This window comes from Spongiimicrobium sp. 3-5 (assembly GCF_046557915.1).
Taxonomy (GTDB): Bacteria; Bacteroidota; Bacteroidia; order Flavobacteriales; family Flavobacteriaceae; genus JBHEBG01.
Window position 1 is genome coordinate 1 of record NZ_JBHEBG010000003.1, and the last position, 19,714, is coordinate 19,714.

Genomic DNA, 19,714 nt, shown 5'->3' on the forward strand with positions numbered 1-19,714 from the left:
CACCAGGTGGGAGAGTAGGCCGCCGCCTTTCTTCGAGGTCCCTTGCAATTTGCAAGGGACCTTTTTTGTTTTTATGCCTTATCTAATGGAAATGTCCATTGAAACTCAAAATAAATACGACTTAAGATATTCCCGGGGAGACACTCCCTTAATAATCTTAAATTGTCTATTAAAATTGGAGATGTTGTTAAAGCCCACCCGATAGCAGATTTCAGAAACATTCAACTTTTTTTCGAGTAGTAGTTTGCAAGCATACCCTATACGCACCTCATTTACATATTGCGTAAAATTCTTCTTGTGATTTTTTTTAAAATACCTCGAAAATGAGGTAGGATTCATATGAACAATTTCTGCGGCCCTTTTTAAGCTAATATTTTTGTCCATATTGTTCATCACATAGTCATAGACCTTTCCCATTCTACTTTTTTCAATGTTGGCAACGGAATTGGAAAACCCAGAACTGGAAAGTAACCTATAATCAGAAGTTTTGGAAAGCGAACATAATAAATGAATCAGTGCGAGCATCCGCTCATAATCGGCAAGTTCAAAAATCCGCTGTGCCGCAAGAAGTGCCTGCTCCCTAACAACCCCATGAAATTTAATCCCTCGCAGACTTAAGTCCAAAAGGGTATTAATAGATGCCATTTCAGGCAAGGACAGAAAAGTGCGCCCTGCAAAATATCGTTCAAAATTAATTACTATGGCCCGTGCAGCAAGCGTAGACCCTTTCTCAAAATAATCACTATCGTTCAGCATAAGGTGGGGTAAATTTTTACCTATCAACACCACATCACCAGCCTGAAATTGTTCAATACTATCACCTACGAACTGAGTGCCCGTACCTTCCAATATAAATACCAACTCCAGTTCCGGATGGTAATGCCATACCTTAAAAAAGTACTGCTCATCCAAATAGCTTACGCTAAACGACTGGTCTTTAGAGTTACTACGATCTATTAGTCTAGGTTTCATAAAAAGTATCTGGCTAAACTAAAATTACACTTAATTAATTGCAATTGAAAGGAATAATATACACAAAAAGCAATTAAAGTATTAGTAAGCAGCCTAAATTTATAGGTTATGTATCATTTCTGGTTGAAATTTTGGTAGCATTGCTTAAACATTTGTTTCAACTTTGTTTAAAATCGAGCGCACATTCTCGGTTCATGTATTTTTAAATAAGGATAATAAATAGAAATCAGAATGAATTGGAAGAACGATGAAGAGCTATTTGCTTTAATGAGAAAGGAGTTATTTTCGGCTGTTGTTGGTGATGTAATGGACCAAGAAGGGTACTTACATCAGTTTTTACCTCCAAAAATTCAACCCTTAGATTCTAAAATGGTTGTAGTAGGACGAGCGATGCCAGTTTTGGAAGCTGATATTTTAGAAGAACAGGAGGCCAACCCTGTGGTTTCAAAACCTTTCGGATTGATGTTAGAGGCTCTAGACGATTTAAAGAAAAATGAAGTGTACATATGTTCGGGAGCCTCCCCTACCTATGCGCTTTGGGGAGAACTTATGAGTACTAGAGCCATGGTTTGTGGAGCCTCTGGAGCTGTTGTAAATGGATTTTCTAGAGATACAAAAGGTATTTTAGAACTTAAGTTCCCTACCTTCTCCCATGGTCGGTATGCACAAGATCAGGGACCACGGGGTAGGGTTGTGGATTTTAGGGTTCCTTTGAAAATGGATAAGGTGTTGATTCAACCTGGAGATATTGTCTTTGGCGATTTGGATGGGGTATGCATCATTCCCCAGTGGATAGAGGTGGAAGTAATTCATAGAGCACTGGAAAAAGTAAGAGGTGAAAAAATGGTTCAAAAAGTCATTGAAGGCGGTATGTCTGCATGTGAAGCTTTTGATAGGTACGGAATAATGTAATACCTTGTTTTCTCTAAAACTAACATGTTTTTATGATGGATATTGATTTTACGGGCAAGAACATTCTGGTAACCGGAGCGGCTGGTTTTGGTGTAGGAGTAGGAATTTGTGAAGCGGTAGTAGCTGCTGGGGGAAATCTGATCATCAATGATTTGGACGAGGAAAAGGCTAAAGACGCAGCCAATAAATACCCTAATGCCATTGCAGCTCCGGGAGATATAAGCCAAGCTAGGGATGTCAAAAAAATTTTTGAGAAAGTCAATGGCCAATGTGGAGTGGTTCACGGATTGGTTAACAATGCTGGCATAGGATTAAGCAAAAAAGCACATCTGGCAGAGGAGCAAGAATTTGATAACCTCTATGACGTAGATGTCCGTGGAATTTGGTTGATGTCCAAAACCTTTGTAAAACAACTCTTGGCCCACAAAGCCGTTGGGAACATCGTAAACATTTCGTCCGTACACGCCCAGGCAACTATGTCCAAATACGCTATCTATTCTAGTGCAAAATCTGCGGTAAACGGCCTTACAAGAGGTATGGCCTTAGAATTGGGTGAACTGGGTATCAGGTGTAATTCTGTGGCTCCGGGCTACATTCATGCAGAACAGAATCTCAGCCTTATTAGTACCTGGACCGATGACCCAGAACAATGGGTAGAAGACTATAAGAAGGAGTATCAAAGTTTAAAACATACTGTTAGTGCCCGCGATTGTGGGAATGCCGTAATCTTTCTTCTTTCCGATTTAAGCCGATCAATTACGGGTCAAAATATTGGAGTAGATGCAGGATTCAGCAATATGCTGTTCAAGAATAGCTTTGTATCCGAATAATAACGAACACAAAATGAAGATTACCCACATAACATTGTACGAAGTATTGGTGCCGGCACATCCGGGGGCAATAGCAAGTGATAGCGTCAACAAACCATTACATAAGTTACCCGTTGGGGCCAAAGCGGGCTGGAGTATACAGTTCGATCAGGTTACCAAACTTTTGATTAAACTAGAACTTCAAAATGGACTCGTAGGATGGGGAGAATGTTATCGGGGACATAACTGGGAGACGGTAGAGGCCATATGCACCATTTTATTGGGTAAAAATATTGAGCAACTGGTATTGCAAAAATTACCTTTTGTCTTCAGCAGGGAGTATGATGGCTTTGAGTGCGCTGTATGGGATGTATACGCTAGGTTAAAAGAAGTTAGGGTCGTAGATCTTCTGGGAGGAGCATTGAAGGAAAAAGTTAAGGTAGGTGCCTGGTCTAGTCATCGCAGTCAAGACGATATTGCAGATTTGGCAATCAAGTACCAACAAATGGGTTATGATTGTCTTAAGTTTAAAAGCGATTTGGAAGACGATGTAGTTGGTTGGTGTAGTACCATTGCAGATGTTGCGCCGGATATGAAGGTTATTTTGGATCCTAATGAACGATGGGACTACGCTTTTGAAGCGAAATCACGAATAGATGGGCTGCAGAAAATAGGTAATGTTCTTTGTTTGGAAGATCCTATCCCACGTTGGCAACTTTCCGAATATGCGAAGCTAAGGGCTTACAGTTCAGTTCCAATTGTACTTCATGTTTCTTTACCTTATGTATTACACGGCCAGCGAGTTAAAGATAGCATTCGGGCGATACAGGAGCAGGCCGTGGACGGATTCAATTTTAATTGTGGCCTTGCCAATTTTCAACGTTTGGACCATATTGCTTCTGCGGCCGAAAAACCGTGTTGGCATGGATCCGAAATCGATCTTGGAATATTGGAAGCCATGTATGTACACTCGGCTGCCGCTGCTGCTTCGTGCATATGGCCAAGCGACATTTTTGGACGATTAATAAGAGAACACGATTTACTACAGACTCCCCTGAAAATAGAACCCCCATTCGTTCACCTGCCACAGGGTCATGGCCTTGGTGTAGTTCCCGATATGGAAGCCATCAAACATTACAAAGTAAGCCAAAAGGAATATAAGCAATGACCAACAATCCATTTTCGCCAAAAGATGAAGATAGATACTACCTCTGGAATATGTTGGTGGAACGAGATATCGATGCATTTGTTGCTCAGAATTGGAACATGGTAAAGGACGATTTTTTGGAAAGTGCTTTCATGGGAATCGATGCCGGACAAATGAAGAATATGGACGAGTGGAAGTTACAATTTCCTAGTCTGGATGCTTACAAAAAAGAATGGCTAGAACATGCTAAAATTACGAGTGAAACTACCTGGGGCGAAGATATTGGGCAGGCACTTCATAGGATTACCGTTTTACAGCATATAGAAGTGCAAGGCGAAAGTGCCTTGGTCCGCAAAAGATGTTGTGGTGCTATTAAAAAGAAAGATGGCCTCATGGAGAATACAGATTGGCAAGCATTGTATAGATGTCGAAAAGTAGATGGTCAATGGAAAATTACGGGGTTCACCGGAAGTATGCCGGTAACAAAAAAGGAGCGAGAAGGGCCGCCTAAAAATCTTAAGTCCATGCCAAAAGGAGCAGGGCAACACAAAACCGCAGGACCCTACGCACCTGTTCTCGTTGTAGATCCGGGAAAGTTGGTGGTTATTTCGGGGCAGGCAGCTATAGATAACAATGGAGATATCGTTGGGGATACTATTGAAGAGCAAGCCGCGTACACCTTGGCCAATTGCAGTAAGCAATTGGCCTCGGCTGGTTGTACCTTACAAGATGCATTTAAAGTAAATGTATATATTAAAGATTTAGGGCAGTGGTCGAGATTCAACGAGGTCTATAAAAACTATTTTGAAGAACCAAAACCGGTACGCACGGCTGTTGAAACCGGTCTGTTGAAAGGTCTGTTGGTAGAGCTTGAAATCTGGGCCGTAAAAAAATGATGCCCGATATAAATAACAAATGGGAGGAACATCTTTTATAGTGCTAATTGGTTTAGGGTAGCCCAAAAAGGCTGAAGATTTTAGTCGGACGAATGAAATTTTGAACATATTTAAAATTTAAGTGATATGATCTGGGACGAACTTACGACCACACAATTAGATCAAATAAGCAGGAACATTCCTGTTTTATTAGTAGTTGCGGCAACGGAACAACATGGTTCCCATTTGCCTTTAGCCACTGATAGACTCATAGGCGAACACTTTGCCCAAGCATTGCACAAAGCAGTTCCCGATAAGATTCTTGTTTTGCCATCAGTGGCAGTGGGTTGCTCCAATCATCATATGGATTTTCCCGGCTCTTTAAGCCTAAGTCACGAAGGTTTTGTACGGCAGGTAACAGAAATTATAGCTTCTGTGCTAAAACATGGTTTTACCAATATCATCTTGTTAAATAGTCATGGCGGAAATCAGGCCGCAGCACAATTGTTTGTAGAAAAAATGGGCTATGAAAACCCCAAAGCGAACCTTGTATTGGCTACATGGTGGCGTATTGGTGGCAAGGCCATGGAAGCATTAAATGAAAGCGGGCCAGGAGGAACCGGTCATGCCGGAGAATTTGAGACTTCCTTAATGCTATATATTGCGCCACATCTGGTCCATATGGATCAGCAGCAGAAAGGCGCACATAACGATACATTTCCATGGGCTGAAGGCGATATGTTGAATGGCCCTCAAGTCTCCTATTACAGAACAATGAAAGAAATGACAGCTAATGGCGTTTTTGGCGATCCAGGTCTGGCTTCCGCTAAAAAAGGAGAACAAATCACGGTGTTGGTGGTAAATGCCTTAAGGCAGATTACACAAGATATGCTAACGCTTTGATTACTTATAGATGACCAATTTTGACCCTTTTATAGACGGCCTCATTGTTTTACTATACCTTGTAGGTACTATTACTGCCGGATTATGGGTTAGAAAATTTGTCAAAGGAGTTGATGATTTTTTGGTGGCAGGTAGAAGTGTCGACCTCTATTTGGGGATAGCTTCCTTGGCAGCAACGGAGTTTGGAATTGCTACCTGTATGGCCAATGCCGAGTTGGGATTTAAGTATGGCTTTGTTGGCATAGTGCCCGGAATTGCTTTGGCTTTTGCCATGTTTGTTGTGGGTAAGACCGGCTTTTGTATTAAGCCTTTAAGGGATAAGAGGGTAATTACCCTACCCGAACTTTTTGAGACAAAATTTGGAAAGAAAGTGAGATGGGCCAGTGGCGTGGTCATCGTTTTGGGAGGATTACTTAATATGGGGGTTTTTTTAAGACAGGCCGGTAATTTTCTAGCAATAGTATGTGGATTCGATTTGGGTTATATCGAGATTATTATGACCCTTATCCTTTTAGGGGTTGCTGCATATACCATTCTTGGCGGAATGATATCCGTACTTATTACCGACTATATTCAATTTGTGGTCATGAGCATAGGTCTCATTACAGTGATTGTCCTTTTCATAATAAATTTTGGCTGGTTCGATATATTGACCACATTAAAAACAGAGTTGGGAAACGAGGCATTTAACCCATTCGACAATGGTAGGTACGGTTGGGACAGAATTATGCTAGATATCCTATTGGCTTTTGCCGCCATTCTAACATGGCAAACAATTATAACCAGGGTCTTAGCGGCCAAGAGTACAAGAACGGCCAGAAAGATATACATTGGCACTTCTCCCTTTTTAATAGTACGTTTTGCCGTACCCGCTTTATTGGGAATTGTGGCGTTGCATTACTTTGGGCCAGGAAAATTTGGAGAAACAGAGACCATTATGGCCATGCCTAGCTTAATGGCTGCGGCCGTACCGGTTGGTTTAATTGGGATTCTTGTAGCGGCCATGCTTGCGGCGGACATGTCTACAAATTCTTCTTATTTGATCGCTTGGAGTTCAGTGATTTATAATGATATCATGAAGCCTATACATAAGGGAGTTTGGTCAGATAAAAAAGGACTGTTATGGAACAGAATACTGATTGGCCTAATCGGGATTTTTTTACTGTTATATGGGCTTTGGTACCCGTTGAAAGGGGATTTGTGGGTTTACATGCAAGTTACAGGAACCATATATCTGGCCAGTATGAGTGTTCTCTTAATAGCGGCCTGTTATTGGCGCGAAGCGAATAATTGGGGAGCCATAGCGGCAATTGTAGTCGGAGGAGCTCTCCCGGTAGGTTATTTGGTATTCCAGGAAATAGAAGCCACAAAGCAATTTGTTCTTTCTATTGGTCCTTATAAATTTGGTATTGCAACCTATATAGGAGCGGCCCTAGCCATGATTATAGGCTCAAAATTAAAACTACTTTTTACTAAAGAAATATAATTATGGATTATTGGTTTTGGACGGTATTTTGTGGATTGATCCTGGGATGGTATATCTTAGTGACCATCGTAGTTGCCTATAAAGGATGGGGAAATATTAGAAGTATGATAGAAAACTTAAAGGAAAAAGGCTAAATCGATCTACTCAACTGTTTTCTTAAAATTACAAAAGCCGCTCCCTAAATAGGGAACGGCCTTCATCGACTAATTCAAATAAAACTAAATTCTTGGTAAATCGCCCTCACCTTTTAGAGGAAGATTGGATTTTCCCATCAAATAATGGTCTACATGATGAGCAGCCTCCCTACCTTCGGATATGGCCCACACGATCAATGATTGTCCTCTTCGTTGATCCCCGGCGACAAAAACACCCGGGATGTTGGACATATAATTTTTTATAGAAGCCTTGATATTTGTTCTTGGATCCATTTCTAGCCCCAACTGATCGGCAATTGTCATTTCAGAACCGGTAAATCCCAAAGCAAGAAGTGCCAAGTCACATTTCCATTCTTTTTCGGTTCCTTCAATTTCTTTAAGTATAGGGCGCTCTCCAGGTGTTGTTATCCATTCTACTTCGGCCGTAATCAATCCGGTGAGGTTTCCTTGTTTGTCCCCAATAAATTTTTTGGTAGAAATACTAAAAAAACGCTCCGCACCTTCTTTATGTGACGAGCTTGTACGCAACCTCATGGGCCAAAACGGCCAAGGCTGATCCTCGGGGCGCTCTGGTGTACCTTTTCCCATAATTTCAAAATTGGAAACGGATTTTGCTCCATGTCTAAAGGAAGTGCCAATACAATCGGAACCGGTATCTCCACCACCGATAACAATAACGTTTTTGTTTGTGGCCTTAATTTCTTCACCTAAATCGGTAATGCCATCCACCCGTTTATTATTTTGGGCAAGGAAATCCATGGCCTGTACTACGCCTTTAAGATCCGAACCTTCTATTGGCAGTGGTCTTCTTACTGTAGCACCTCCACATAAAACCACCGCATCAAAATTTGTCTTAAGTTCATTGGCCTTTATGTCCACACCAATTTCAATGCCGGTCTTAAATACAATGCCTTCCTCTTCCAAAATGGCCAATCGCCTGTCTATTACATGCTTTTCCATCTTAAAATCTGGAATCCCGTAGCGTAGTAGTCCGCCTACTTTTTGGTCGCGTTCAAAAACGGTTACGGAATGGCCCGCCCTGTTCAGTTGTTGCGCAGCTGCCAATCCTGCAGGACCAGAACCTACTACAGCTACTTTCTTCTCTGTTCTTTGTGCAGGTGGATTGGCAGTAATCCACCCTTTTTTAAAGGCTGTTTCCACAATATTCTTTTCAATATTTTCAATGGAAACCGGATCCTCATTGATGCCTAGTACACATGCTTCCTCGCAGGGCGCAGGACAAAGCCTGCCTGTAAACTCAGGGAAGTTATTGGTAGAATGCAGAATTTCTGCCGCTTTTTCCCATTTGCCCCTATAAACAGAGTCATTAAAATCAGGGATCATATTGCCCAACGGACATCCACTATGGCAAAAAGGAATGCCACAATCCATGCACCGGGCCCCCTGGTCCTTAAGCTCTTTTTCTTTTAAGGGTATGGTAAACTCCTTATAATGTTGCACCCTATCTTCCACAGGGGTATATTCTTCAACCTTTCTATCGAATTCCAAAAATCCCGTAATCTTTCCCATATTTCAATAGCTTAAATAGTTTCTACTTTTTCTTTTTCCAACCGTATCAAGGCTTGTTTGTATTCTTCCGGGAAGACTTTGATAAACTTTGGTAAACTTTGATCCCAGTTCTCTAAAATTCGCTGAGCCAATGGACTTAAAGTTGCGTTGTAATGTTTTTCGATAAGTGACCTTAACTCTGCGATATCGTTGTCTTCATCCACAGCCAATAAATTCAGTGCTTCCTTATTACATTTCTTTTCAAAAGTGTTTTGTTCATCAAATACATAGGCGATACCCCCGCTCATTCCGGCGCCGAAATTTCTACCTACTTCACCCAGAATTACGGCAACGCCCCCGGTCATGTATTCACAGCCGTGATCCCCGATACCTTCCACAACGGCATGCGCTCCGGAATTTCTAACACAAAACCTCTCTCCTGCCTTTCCGTTTATGTAGGCTTCCCCGGAAGTGGCGCCATATAGGGTAACATTACCGGTAATTACATTGTCTTCGGGTTTAAGGGTAGATTTGTCTGGTACTTTTATTACCAATTTGGCGCCAGAGAGCCCTTTACCCAGATAATCGTTGGTATTTCCATTGACGATAAGTGTTAGCCCTTTGGTTGCAAAAGCCCCAAAACTTTGTCCTGCCGAACCCGTAAAGTTCAATTTTAAGGTGTTTTTTGGTAAGCCTTCGGCACCATAAATCTTGGAAATCTCATTGCTAATGATAGCTCCAACCGTTCTGTCAGTGTTGGAAATTGGAAAATCCAGCGTGGTCTTTTCCTTTCTGAACAGGGCCGGATGTGCTTTTTCAATAATATCAAATTCGATAGAATCCTCAATATGATGTTGTTGCTTCTGTGTGTTGAAAAATTTGGTGCCCTTTGGTACATCTGGTTGATACAATATAGGCGTTAGGTCTATGCCTGCGGCTTTATAGTGTGCTATGGCTTTCTTACGATCCAATTTATGAACCTGCCCCACCATTTCGTTTACGGTTTTAAAGCCCAACTGTGCCATAATTTCGCGAAGCTCTTGTGCTACGAAATACATATAATTTACCACATGCTCTGGTTTCCCTTTGAATTTTTTGCGCAATTCAGGATTTTGGGTGGCAATGCCAACAGGGCATGTATTGAGATGGCAGACACGCATCATTATGCAGCCCGAAGCTACCAAAGGAGCCGTGGCAAAACCAAATTCTTCTGCTCCCAATAAACAAGCAACTGCCACATCCCTTCCTGTTTTTAACTGTCCGTCGCATTCCACAACAACTCTATTTCTTAAATCGTTGAGTACAAGGGTTTGTTGTGCTTCAGCTATTCCCAATTCCCAAGGTAGTCCGGCATGCTTTAGGGAAGTTAGGGGAGATGCCCCTGTACCTCCATCAAATCCTGAAATAAGGATTACATCGGCTTTTGCCTTGGATACCCCTGCGGCTACTGTGCCTACGCCAACTTCCGATACCAATTTTACATTGATGCGAGCTTCGCGGTTGGCTGATTTTAGATCGAATATCAGTTGGGATAAATCCTCGATGGAATAGATGTCATGATGTGGTGGTGGAGATATTAGGCCAACGTAGGGCGTGGAATTTCTTGTTTTTGCAATGGCAGGATTTACTTTAGGCCCTGGCAATTGTCCACCTTCCCCAGGTTTAGCCCCTTGGGCCATCTTAATTTGTATCTCCTGCGCGTTGGTAAGATAGTTTGAGGTAACCCCAAAACGTCCCGACGCTACTTGTTTTATTGCACTGTTTCTCCAATCCCCATTTTGACTTTTGTAAAAACGTTCGGCGTCTTCTCCGCCTTCTCCGGAGTTGCTTTTACCCCCAATTCGGTTCATGGCTATAGCCAGATTTTCGTGCGCTTCTTTACTAATAGAACCGTAAGACATTGCTCCGGTCTTAAACCGTTTAACAATCTCTGTCCAAGGTTCTACTTCTTCCAGAGGGATGGGGTCATAGTTGGAGAATTCGAACAAGCCGCGGATGGTCATTAAACTTTTGGCCTGTTCATTCACCATTTCAGAAAATTCCTTATAGGTATCGGGTTCATTATTTCTTACCGATTTTTGAAGTTTGGCAATAGTAAGGGGATTAAACATATGTTTCTCGCCATCTCTTCTCCATCGATATTCACCCCCGATCTCCAAATCTAGATTTGCCGCTATTTCTTGTTTTTTAAAGGCTTTTTGATGACGTTTGGTAATTTCCTTCTCTATTTCGTAAAGGCCAATACCCTGTATACGGGTGGGTGTATTGGGGAAATATTTTTCAACAGTTTTTGTGTTGATTCCGATACATTCAAAAAGTTGTGACCCTCTGTAGGAATTAAGTGTTGAGATCCCAATTTTGTTCATCACCTTTAAAATTCCTTTTCCTATGGCCTTGTTGTAATTTTGAATTGCTTCTTCAAAGGAATATTCGGTAATATCGTTCTGCTCTATTTGTTCTGCAATGATTTCATTTACTAGATATGGGTTGATAGCACTGGCGCCAAACCCGAATAGAAGTGCAAAATGATGCACTTCCCTAGGTTCTGCCGATTCTATGATTACACTTAATTTAGAGCGCTTACCTAAATGTTGTAATCCGCTGTTTACGTAAGAACATGCCAACAACGCAGGTATTGGGGCATAGTCCTTATCCACATTCCGGTCAGATAGGATAATGATATTGGCCTCATCATCGATAGCTTGTGTCGCCTGCTCTAAAATACTTTCTAGCGCCTCTTCCAAGCCGTTATGCCCCTTTTCTATAGGATAAAGCATGGGAATGGAGACTACTTTGTAATCCGGACTTGCATCATAGTTTTTTATCTTATCCAAATCTTCCTTGGAAATAACCGGATTCCTAATCTTTAACTTTCTGCAATGCAATTCTGTAAAGTCGAAAATATTATAATCGCTTCCCAGCGTTAAACTAATATCGGTAATGAGTTCTTCACGGATACCATCTAACGGAGGGTTGGTTACTTGTGCAAATAGTTGTTGAAAGTAATTATAGATTAACTGTGGCCGCTCGGACAATACAGCAATAGGTGTGTCCGATCCCATAGATCCAATAGGTTCCTTGGCGGTTTTGCCCATAGGAAGGATAATGGTATTTACGTCTTCTAGCGTATATCCAAAGACCGATTTCCTTTTTTCCAGGGAAGCTTCATTTAAAAACAATGGACAATCGTTGTAAGGAATATCTTTTAAATGCACCAAATTCTTGTCCAACCATTTTTTATAAGGATGCCTATTGGCAATTTCCTCTTTTATTTCTTCATCATTAACAATACGTCCTTCTTCCATGTTTACCAAGAACATTTTTCCAGGTTCCAACCTTCCATGAAATTCAATATTTTCGGGTGCAAGTTCTACCACTCCGGTTTCCGAGGACATTACCACATACCCATCTTTGGTGACCGAGTATCGGGATGGGCGAAGGCCGTTCCTGTCCAGGACGGCCCCAATGTAGTTGCCATCGGTAAAAGGAATAGATGCGGGTCCGTCCCATGGTTCCATTAAACAAGAATTATACTCATAGAAGGCTCTTTTTGCCTCGGACATTTCTGTGTTTTTTTCCCAAGCTTCCGGCACCAGTATCATCATAACCTCGGGTAAGGAACGTCCTGTCATCAATAATAATTCTACTACCATATCCATGGTGGCAGAATCAGATTTTCCTGGTAAAATAACAGGAAGTATATTCTTTATTTCGTCTCCAAACCAATCACTTTTTAAAAGCTCTTCTCTAGATCGCATTCGGCTAACGTTACCTCTTAGGGTGTTTATTTCTCCATTGTGGCACATATATCTAAAGGGCTGGGCCAAATCCCAAGTGGGGAATGTGTTGGTGGAAAAACGCTGGTGTACCAAGGCCAGCCTCGTTACTACACGGGGATCCATAAGATCTTTGTAATACAACTTAATGTCTTGGGGCATTAAAAGCCCTTTGAAGATTATAATTTTCGTGGAAAGGCTGGGTAAATAGAAAAATTGACTTTCTGAAAGTTTGGAATCAATGATCGTGTGTTCGGTTACCTTTCTAGCAATGAACAGTTTTAAATTAAAATCGAAGTAATCCTGATCCTCAGTGGCTTTCGCCACAAAAACTTGCCTTACAAAGGGTTCTGTCTGGGCGGCTATTCTTCCTGGTACGGCCTTGTTAACCGGTACATCTCGCCATCCTAGAAGTTGCAGGCCTTGTTTTAGAATATTCTCTTCAAAAATGGAAATGCAATATTTCCTTTGATTTTCTTTTTGAGGTAAAAAAACATTACTCACGGCATATTCTCCGGGTTCGGGAAGGTCAAAGTCACAAACGGCTTTAAAAAAATCGTGAGGGATATCGATTAGGATACCGGCACCATCACCCGTTTTACCATCCGCACTCACTGCACCCCTATGTTCTAACTTGTCCAGTATTTCCAACGCCTTATGGATGATATCGTTAGATCTTTTCCCTTTAAGGCTACATATGAACCCTGCACCGCAGTTATCGTGCTCAAATTCGGGAAGGTACAAACCTTGTTTTCTCAGCTTCATGATTATGGTATTTATTCAAAAATATCATTTTATCTGAGTTATATTCAAAGCTTTAACCCTTACTTAATAAAAAATTCAACGTTTATAATTAAACGTTAAAAAAAACGTATATCAAGACTTTTAGGAGTGTTAATTTATCATTATCATAAATTAAGGATGTGAGAACCCTTCTTGGGGTATTTTTATAGGGGTATACTGTTAGAAAAACAGTTAATACTAAATATAACCCTTCAAAAATAAGCGATCATGACAATAAAAGACATAATATACGCAAGACAACCCTAAAAACGATGGGGTATATAATGTTTCTTATAATTGATAAGCTACTAATTCCTTAGAATGCTTCGCGAAATTACTATTTTTTGGATTTCAGAAGTACCTTCATAAATCTGGGTAATCTTGGCATCGCGCATCATTCTTTCTACATGATAGTCTTTCACAAAACCATTTCCACCATGTATCTGAACTGCCTCTACAGTTGTTTCCATGGCAACTTGTGAGGCATAAAGTTTTGCCATGGCGCCAGAAAGGTCATAATCGTTGCCATTATCCTTATCCCAAGCCGCCTTGTAGACCAAATGACGGGCTGCTTGTATTTGGGTATGCATATCGGCCAATTTAAACGCAATGGCCTGATGGTTGCTTATTTCTGTTCCAAATGCCTTACGTTGTTTGGAGTATTTTTTGGCTAAATCATAGGCTCCTGCAGCAATACCAAGAGCTTGGGCGGCAATACCAATACGGCCACCTGCAAGGGTTTTCATGGCAAATTTAAACCCAAACCCATCTTCTCCTATCCTATTCTCTTTGGGGACCTTAACATCATTAAATAGTAACGAATGGGTGTCACTGCCCCGTATTCCTAATTTATTTTCCTTCGGACCTACCTCAAAACCGGGGGCGTCTTTTTCTACAATTAGTGCATTAATGCCCTTATGTCCTTTTTCTACATCTGTCTGTGCAATTACCAAATACACGGAAGCAGAGTTTCCACTGGTGATCCAGTTTTTGGTTCCGTTTAGCACATAATGGTCTCCCATATCCAATGCGGTTGTCTTTTGTGATGTAGCGTCGCTACCCGCTTCGGGTTCGGATAGACAAAAAGCCCCGATAATTTCACCGGAGGCCAATCTAGTTAGGTATTTTTCCTTTTGGGCTGCGTTGCCATAGGTCTCCAACCCCCAACATACCAAGGAATTATTTACGGAAACAATGACCGAAGCAGATGCGTCTACTTTGGAGAGCTCTTCCATGGCCAGCACGTAGGATATGGTATCTAAACCACTACCTCCATATTTTGGGTCTACCATCATGCCTAAAAAACCCAGCTCACCCATTCTCTTTACCTCTTCTGCGGGAAATTTCTGTGCATCGTCCCGTGCTATGACCCCCGGGAGTAATTCCGTTTCAGCAAAGTCTTTGGCAGCTTGCTGTATCATCAATTGCTCTTCTGATAGTGTAAAGTCCATTTTGCTATTATATTGATAAAAAATTACTGCAAATATAAGCTTATGATGGGATATATTTAACAATATCAGTTATAATTTAAGAATGCTTTAATGTCGAAATTAAACTTTTTGATCTAAAATATTCAGATCTCCGGGCGACAAAAATTATGAAACCAGTGCAATATTTTTATATTTGTTTGGCTATAAGCCGCACAATTGATTTAATCCAAAATTATGAGACAGCATTAGCCCCTTTTGGGGTAGTTAAATGAAGTATGCAAGCAGTTTAGTAGGAAATCTAGATCACATAATTTTATAATCAATTGAAATGAAAGAATTATTATCCAAGTACGAAAATAAACAGCCCGAAATAGTATTTAACTGGAAGGATTCCGAGACGGAAGCCGAAGGTTGGACGGTTATCAATTCGCTTCGAGGAGGAGCGGCAGGAGGTGGTACCAGAATGCGAGAAGGCCTAGATATGAACGAAGTGCTTTCCTTGGCAAAAACGATGGAAGTAAAATTTACCGTATCCGGACCACCCATTGGGGGTGCAAAATCGGGAATTAATTTTAATCCGCACGACCCAAGGAAAAAAGGGGTTTTAGAACGTTGGTACGGTGCAGTGGCCCCCTTACTAAAAAGTTACTATGGAACGGGAGGGGATTTAAATGTGGACGAAATACATGAAGTTATCCCCATAACCGAAGACGCCGGGGTATGGCACCCTCAGGAAGGGGTCTTTAACGGCCATTTTAAGCCTACGGAGGCCGATAAAATAAACAGAATAGGCCAATTAAGGCTTGGTGTAATAAAGGTGTTGGAGAGTAATACATATTCTCCGGACGTACGTAGAAAATATACCGTGGCGGATATGATAACCGGTTTTGGCGTAGCAGAGGCGGTTAGGCATTATTATGATATTTATGGAGGAACAGTGGTAGGAAAAAGAGCTGTGATCCAAGGATTTGGAAATGTAGGGGCCGCTGCGGCCTTTTACTTAGCACAAATGGGGGCTAAAGTTGTTGGAATTATTGATAGGGTAGGCGGTGTAATTAATGAAGATGGGTTTTCTTTTGAAGAAATAAGTGCTTTTTTTCTGAACAAAAAAGGCAATACCTTAATCGCTGACGCCCATCATATGATTCCTTTTGAAGAGATCAACGAGCAAATATGGAACTTGCCCACAGAAATATTTGCACCATGTGCGGCTTCAAGATTAATAACCAAGGAGCAGATTGGTGAAATGATAGATAGTGGTTTAGAGGTGATTACCTGTGGTGCAAATGTTCCTTTTGCGGACAAGGAGATATTTTTTGGCCCTATTATGGAGTATACGGATGAACGCGTAAGTTTAATACCAGACTTCATTTCCAACTGTGGAATGGCACGTGTTTTTGCTTATTTTATGGAAAGAAGGGTAGGAATGGACGACGAATTAATTTTTAATGACACATCGAATACCATTCGAAAGGCAATTTTGAATATCTTTAAGCAAAATCCAGCAAAACAGAATTTGTGTAAGACAGGATTTGAGATTGCATTGAAACAATTAATATAAATATTAAACCAACCGAACTATGGAGACCATCATCATCATTGTATTTTTGGCCGGGTATCTCGCAATTACCCTAGAACACAATCTAAAAATTGATAAACTTATACCAGCTTTGGCCATGATGGCCATTTTGTGGGCCATAATAGCGTTAGCGCATATGCCTGTTTTTGAGGTGAATGCAGAACTTAGGGAATTAGAACCCACGCATATTGATGAGATTCTCCTGCACCATTTAGGGAAGACTGCGGAAATACTTGTTTTCCTGTTAGGTGCAATGACCATTGTAGAGATAATAGATTATTTTGATGGGTTTGCTACCATTAAAGGGTATATAAGAACAAAAAGCAAGCGAAAACTATTATGGCTGTTCTCCATTTTGGCGTTCATCCTATCTGCGATTATTGATAATTTAACGGCCACCATTGTTTTGGTGACCATTTTGCAAAAAGTTATTAATGACAGACAAACCAGGCTGTGGTTTGCCGGTATGATAATTGTTGCCGCCAATGCTGGGGGCGCCTGGTCGCCTATAGGTGATGTTACCACCACAATGCTCTGGATCGCCAACAAGGTGTCTGCAGGTCAGTTGGTAATACATGTATTGATACCGTCAATTGTATGTATGATAGTGCCTACCTTGATCGCCGGTGGTAAAAAGGCCTTTAGCGGTGAAATAGACGGCACATTTGAAGATAATGCGCCAAAGTCTAGATTCGGTGCTACCATGCTATATCTTGGGTTGGGAGCCATTGTTTTTGTTCCTTTCTTTAAAACGATAACCCATTTGCCCCCATATGTAGGGATGATGTTGTCCTTGGCCGTAGTTGCTACTTTTGCGGAGATTTATAGCGGCACAAAATTTAGTATATCCAATGCGGATGGTGATGACCACGATACGGCGGGCCACCATAGTCCGGTGCATCATTCACTTTCAAAAATTGAATTACCAAGCATACTGTTTTTCTTAGGAATATTATTGGCCGTTGCGGCTTTGGAGTCCTTAGGGATGTTGTTCCATTATGCAGGTAGTTTAAACGCCGCCATCCCCAATACGGATATTGTTGTTATGCTTTTTGGTGTTGGGTCGGCCGTTATTGACAATGTTCCCTTGGTGGCAGCCAGTATGGGCATGTTCTCCGAGCCTATGGATAACCCACTTTGGCATTTCATCGCCTATTCCGCTGGTACGGGTGGTAGTATGCTTATTATTGGATCTGCTGCCGGTGTAGTTGCCATGGGAATGGAAAAAATAGACTTTTTTTGGTATCTAAAGAAAATAGCATGGTTGGCAATGGTTGGTTTTGTTGCCGGTGCCATTGCTTTTGTGTTAATGAGAGATTTTGTCCTGCACGGATAATTTAATCGATAAAATACCGTTATTAAGGCAACTTTAATACGAGAAAATATATGTTATTGTTTCAAGACCTTGCAAACGGGGCAGAAGTTGGGGATGCCATATCCGAAGAAAAAACACTTTCAGTAGTCGATTTAATAGTAAATGGTGGTACGGGCAGTATCGTTATTATTTCGGTGTTGTTTGTACTTTTATTTGTGGCGATGTATATTTATTTTGAGCGCATATTTGCCATAAAGGCAGCGTCCAAAATAGATAAGAATTTCATGAATCAAATACGCGATCATGTAATGAACGGCAAGCTCGAAGCTGCCAAATTACTTTGCGCCCAAACAGATTCTCCTGTGGCCCGTCTTACCGAAAAAGGAGTTTCCAGAATTGGAAAACCCTTGGACGATATCAATACCGCAATAGAAAATGCAGGTACCCTAGAGGTTTACAAACTAGAACGTAATGTCAGTGTGCTAGCCACAGTAGCCGGAGCAGCGCCCATGATCGGGTTTTTAGGTACGGTAATCGGAATGATATTGGCTTTCCACGAAATGGCCTCTAGCGGGGGACAGGCAGAAATGGGTTCTTTGGCCTCCGGTATATACACCGCCATGACAACCACTGTGGCAGGCCTTGTTGTAGGTATCATTGCATACATAGGCTACAATCACCTGGTAAACAGAACGGATAAAGTGGTACACAAGATGGAGGCAAACGCCGTAGAGTTCCTAGACTTATTGAACGAACCTGTTTAGTGCTGAAATATGAAATTGAAAGGTAGAAATAAAGTAAGTCCAGACTTTAGCATGTCGTCCATGACAGATATCGTGTTTTTATTGCTGGTCTTTTTCATGCTCACATCCAACTCTCCAAATGCCTTGGATTTATTATTACCAAAGGCAAAAGGGAAATCTACCAATACTCAAAATGTCTCGGTTACCATCAACAAAGACCTGGAATATTTTGTGAACAACGAGAGAATTAACGGAGAATACATAGAAATTGAATTAAAAAAGGCACTGGAAGGGCAAGAAAAACCTACGATTATCCTAAGGGCGGAAGAAAGTGTGGCCATTAAAGAAGCGGTCCACGTTATGGATATCGCCAATAGGAACAGTTATAAGGTTATTTTGGCAGTGCGACCCAATTAATGTCGCTATTAGATACGAGACACAAGAAAAAATCCTTTACACTTACAACTTTGTTGTTAAGTGTACTATTACTCTTGCTTTTTTATATAGGACTCACCTATATGGATCCTCCCATTGAAAATGGTATTTCCATAAATTTTGGCACTACGGATTTTGGTAGTGGTAATGTACAACCAAAAGAAAAAGTAAAATCCGAACCCAATAAGAAACCTACAGAACCAAAAATAGAAGAACAAGAGATAGAAAAAGTAGCCAAGGAGACTGCCGAAGAAGCCCCGGCAAAAGCACCACCGGCAGAAAAGGTCTTAACGCAAGAAAGCGAAGAATCCATTAAAATAAGACAAGAACAAGAGGCTAAGCGAATAGCGGACAATGCTGCCAAAAAAGCCAAGGCAGAGGCGGAAAGGGAGGCTAAAAGGAAACGCGATGCGGAGGCCAAGGCCGAGAAAGAACGCCAGGCAAAGAAAAACAAACTCGATGCCCTTATGGGAGGACTCAATAAATCCGATGGCACGGCCTCTGGTTCTGAAGGTGATGACCACAAAACAGGGGATAAAGGACATCCAGATGGTGATCCGTATGCTACTAGTTATTACGGAAGCCCTGGTTCGGGAAATGGTACAGGCGGTTATGGATTAAATGGTAGATCCTTGGTAAGTAGGGGTAAGGTACCTCAAGAATGTAACGAAGAAGGTACTGTAGTTGTAAAAATTGTTGTGGACAGAACAGGAAAGGTAATCAGTGCCACCCCCGGGGTAAAAGGTACCAATAACAGTCACCCTTGTCTTTTAGATCCTGCCAGTAAGACCGCATTTAAACACAAATGGAATTTGGATTCCAATGCGCCCAGTCAACAAATAGGATTTGTAGTGGTCAATTTTAAATTGAGTGAATAGATTGTAC

The 19,714-nt window shown here is 41.4% G+C and carries 16 protein-coding genes; 12 read left to right on the top strand and 4 right to left on the bottom strand.

All coding sequences use genetic code 11. The annotated features are described in order from the left end of the window. Window positions 1–105 precede the first annotated feature (105 nt). Window positions 106–972 (bottom strand): AraC family transcriptional regulator, encoded by an 867-nt coding sequence (locus ACEQ81_RS11505; RefSeq protein WP_411031048.1) that lies wholly within the window; start codon window positions 970–972, stop codon window positions 106–108. Window positions 973–1,203: 231 nt separating this feature from the next. On the opposite strand from ACEQ81_RS11505, the gene ACEQ81_RS11510 reads away from it, so the two are divergent. From ACEQ81_RS11510 to ACEQ81_RS11540, 7 genes are all read left to right on the top strand, one after another. Beyond that, the gene (locus tag ACEQ81_RS11510) at window positions 1,204–1,884 is read left to right on the top strand and encodes an RraA family protein (protein WP_411031049.1); all 681 of its coding nucleotides are present in this window, start codon (window positions 1,204–1,206) and stop codon (window positions 1,882–1,884) included. Window positions 1,885–1,916: 32 nt separating this feature from the next. Beyond that, a complete protein-coding gene (locus ACEQ81_RS11515; RefSeq protein WP_411031050.1) occupies window positions 1,917–2,714 on the top strand; it encodes an SDR family NAD(P)-dependent oxidoreductase in 798 nt (265 codons plus the stop codon). Between the two features lie 13 nt (window positions 2,715–2,727). Next, window positions 2,728–3,861 (top strand): mandelate racemase/muconate lactonizing enzyme family protein, encoded by a 1,134-nt coding sequence (locus ACEQ81_RS11520; protein ID WP_411031051.1) that lies wholly within the window; start codon window positions 2,728–2,730, stop codon window positions 3,859–3,861. Further along, a complete protein-coding gene (locus ACEQ81_RS11525; protein WP_411031052.1) occupies window positions 3,858–4,736 on the top strand; it encodes a RidA family protein in 879 nt (292 codons plus the stop codon). Before ACEQ81_RS11520 ends, ACEQ81_RS11525 begins: the two co-directional genes overlap by 4 nt. Window positions 4,737–4,862: 126 nt before the next feature. Next, on the top strand, window positions 4,863–5,618 hold the full coding sequence (locus tag ACEQ81_RS11530) for a creatininase family protein (RefSeq protein WP_411031053.1): 756 nt from the start codon (window positions 4,863–4,865) through the stop codon (window positions 5,616–5,618). 10 nt (window positions 5,619–5,628) lie between these two features. Beyond that, the gene (locus ACEQ81_RS11535; protein WP_411031054.1) at window positions 5,629–7,104 is read left to right on the top strand and encodes a sodium:solute symporter family protein; all 1,476 of its coding nucleotides are present in this window, start codon (window positions 5,629–5,631) and stop codon (window positions 7,102–7,104) included. A 2-nt stretch (window positions 7,105–7,106) separates the two neighbouring features. Beyond that, a complete protein-coding gene (locus ACEQ81_RS11540) occupies window positions 7,107–7,238 on the top strand; it encodes a hypothetical protein (protein WP_411031055.1) in 132 nt (43 codons plus the stop codon). Between the two features lie 84 nt (window positions 7,239–7,322). Here the strand turns inward: ACEQ81_RS11540 and ACEQ81_RS11545 are convergent, their stop codons facing one another. From ACEQ81_RS11545 to ACEQ81_RS11555, 3 genes are all read right to left on the bottom strand, one after another. Further along, window positions 7,323–8,789, bottom strand: coding sequence for a glutamate synthase subunit beta (locus ACEQ81_RS11545; RefSeq protein WP_411031056.1), 1,467 nt, complete (start codon window positions 8,787–8,789; stop codon window positions 7,323–7,325). An 11-nt stretch (window positions 8,790–8,800) separates the two neighbouring features. Then, window positions 8,801–13,309: a glutamate synthase large subunit gene (gltB, locus tag ACEQ81_RS11550; RefSeq protein ID WP_411031057.1), complete on the bottom strand. Its 4,509-nt coding sequence runs from the start codon at window positions 13,307–13,309 to the stop codon at window positions 8,801–8,803. A 326-nt stretch (window positions 13,310–13,635) separates the two neighbouring features. Beyond that, on the bottom strand, window positions 13,636–14,778 hold the full coding sequence (locus ACEQ81_RS11555) for an acyl-CoA dehydrogenase (protein WP_411031058.1): 1,143 nt from the start codon (window positions 14,776–14,778) through the stop codon (window positions 13,636–13,638). A 307-nt stretch (window positions 14,779–15,085) separates the two neighbouring features. Between ACEQ81_RS11555 and ACEQ81_RS11560 the strand changes: the two genes are divergently transcribed. From ACEQ81_RS11560 to ACEQ81_RS11580, 5 genes are read left to right on the top strand one after another with little or no spacing between them, the layout of a single operon-like run. Next, window positions 15,086–16,318: a Glu/Leu/Phe/Val dehydrogenase dimerization domain-containing protein gene (locus ACEQ81_RS11560; RefSeq protein WP_411031059.1), complete on the top strand. Its 1,233-nt coding sequence runs from the start codon at window positions 15,086–15,088 to the stop codon at window positions 16,316–16,318. Between the two features lie 19 nt (window positions 16,319–16,337). Further along, the gene (gene nhaD / locus ACEQ81_RS11565) at window positions 16,338–17,672 is read left to right on the top strand and encodes a sodium:proton antiporter NhaD (RefSeq protein ID WP_411031060.1); all 1,335 of its coding nucleotides are present in this window, start codon (window positions 16,338–16,340) and stop codon (window positions 17,670–17,672) included. Window positions 17,673–17,722: 50 nt separating this feature from the next. Next, a complete protein-coding gene (locus ACEQ81_RS11570; protein ID WP_411031061.1) occupies window positions 17,723–18,415 on the top strand; it encodes a MotA/TolQ/ExbB proton channel family protein in 693 nt (230 codons plus the stop codon). Window positions 18,416–18,424: 9 nt separating this feature from the next. Beyond that, window positions 18,425–18,811 carry an ExbD/TolR family protein gene (locus tag ACEQ81_RS11575; protein ID WP_411031062.1) on the top strand — a complete coding sequence of 129 codons (387 nt, stop codon included), beginning with the start codon at window positions 18,425–18,427 and terminating at the stop codon, window positions 18,809–18,811. Next, on the top strand, window positions 18,811–19,707 hold the full coding sequence (locus ACEQ81_RS11580; protein WP_411031063.1) for a cell envelope integrity protein TolA: 897 nt from the start codon (window positions 18,811–18,813) through the stop codon (window positions 19,705–19,707). Before ACEQ81_RS11575 ends, ACEQ81_RS11580 begins: the two co-directional genes overlap by 1 nt. Window positions 19,708–19,714: the final 7 nt, after the last annotated feature.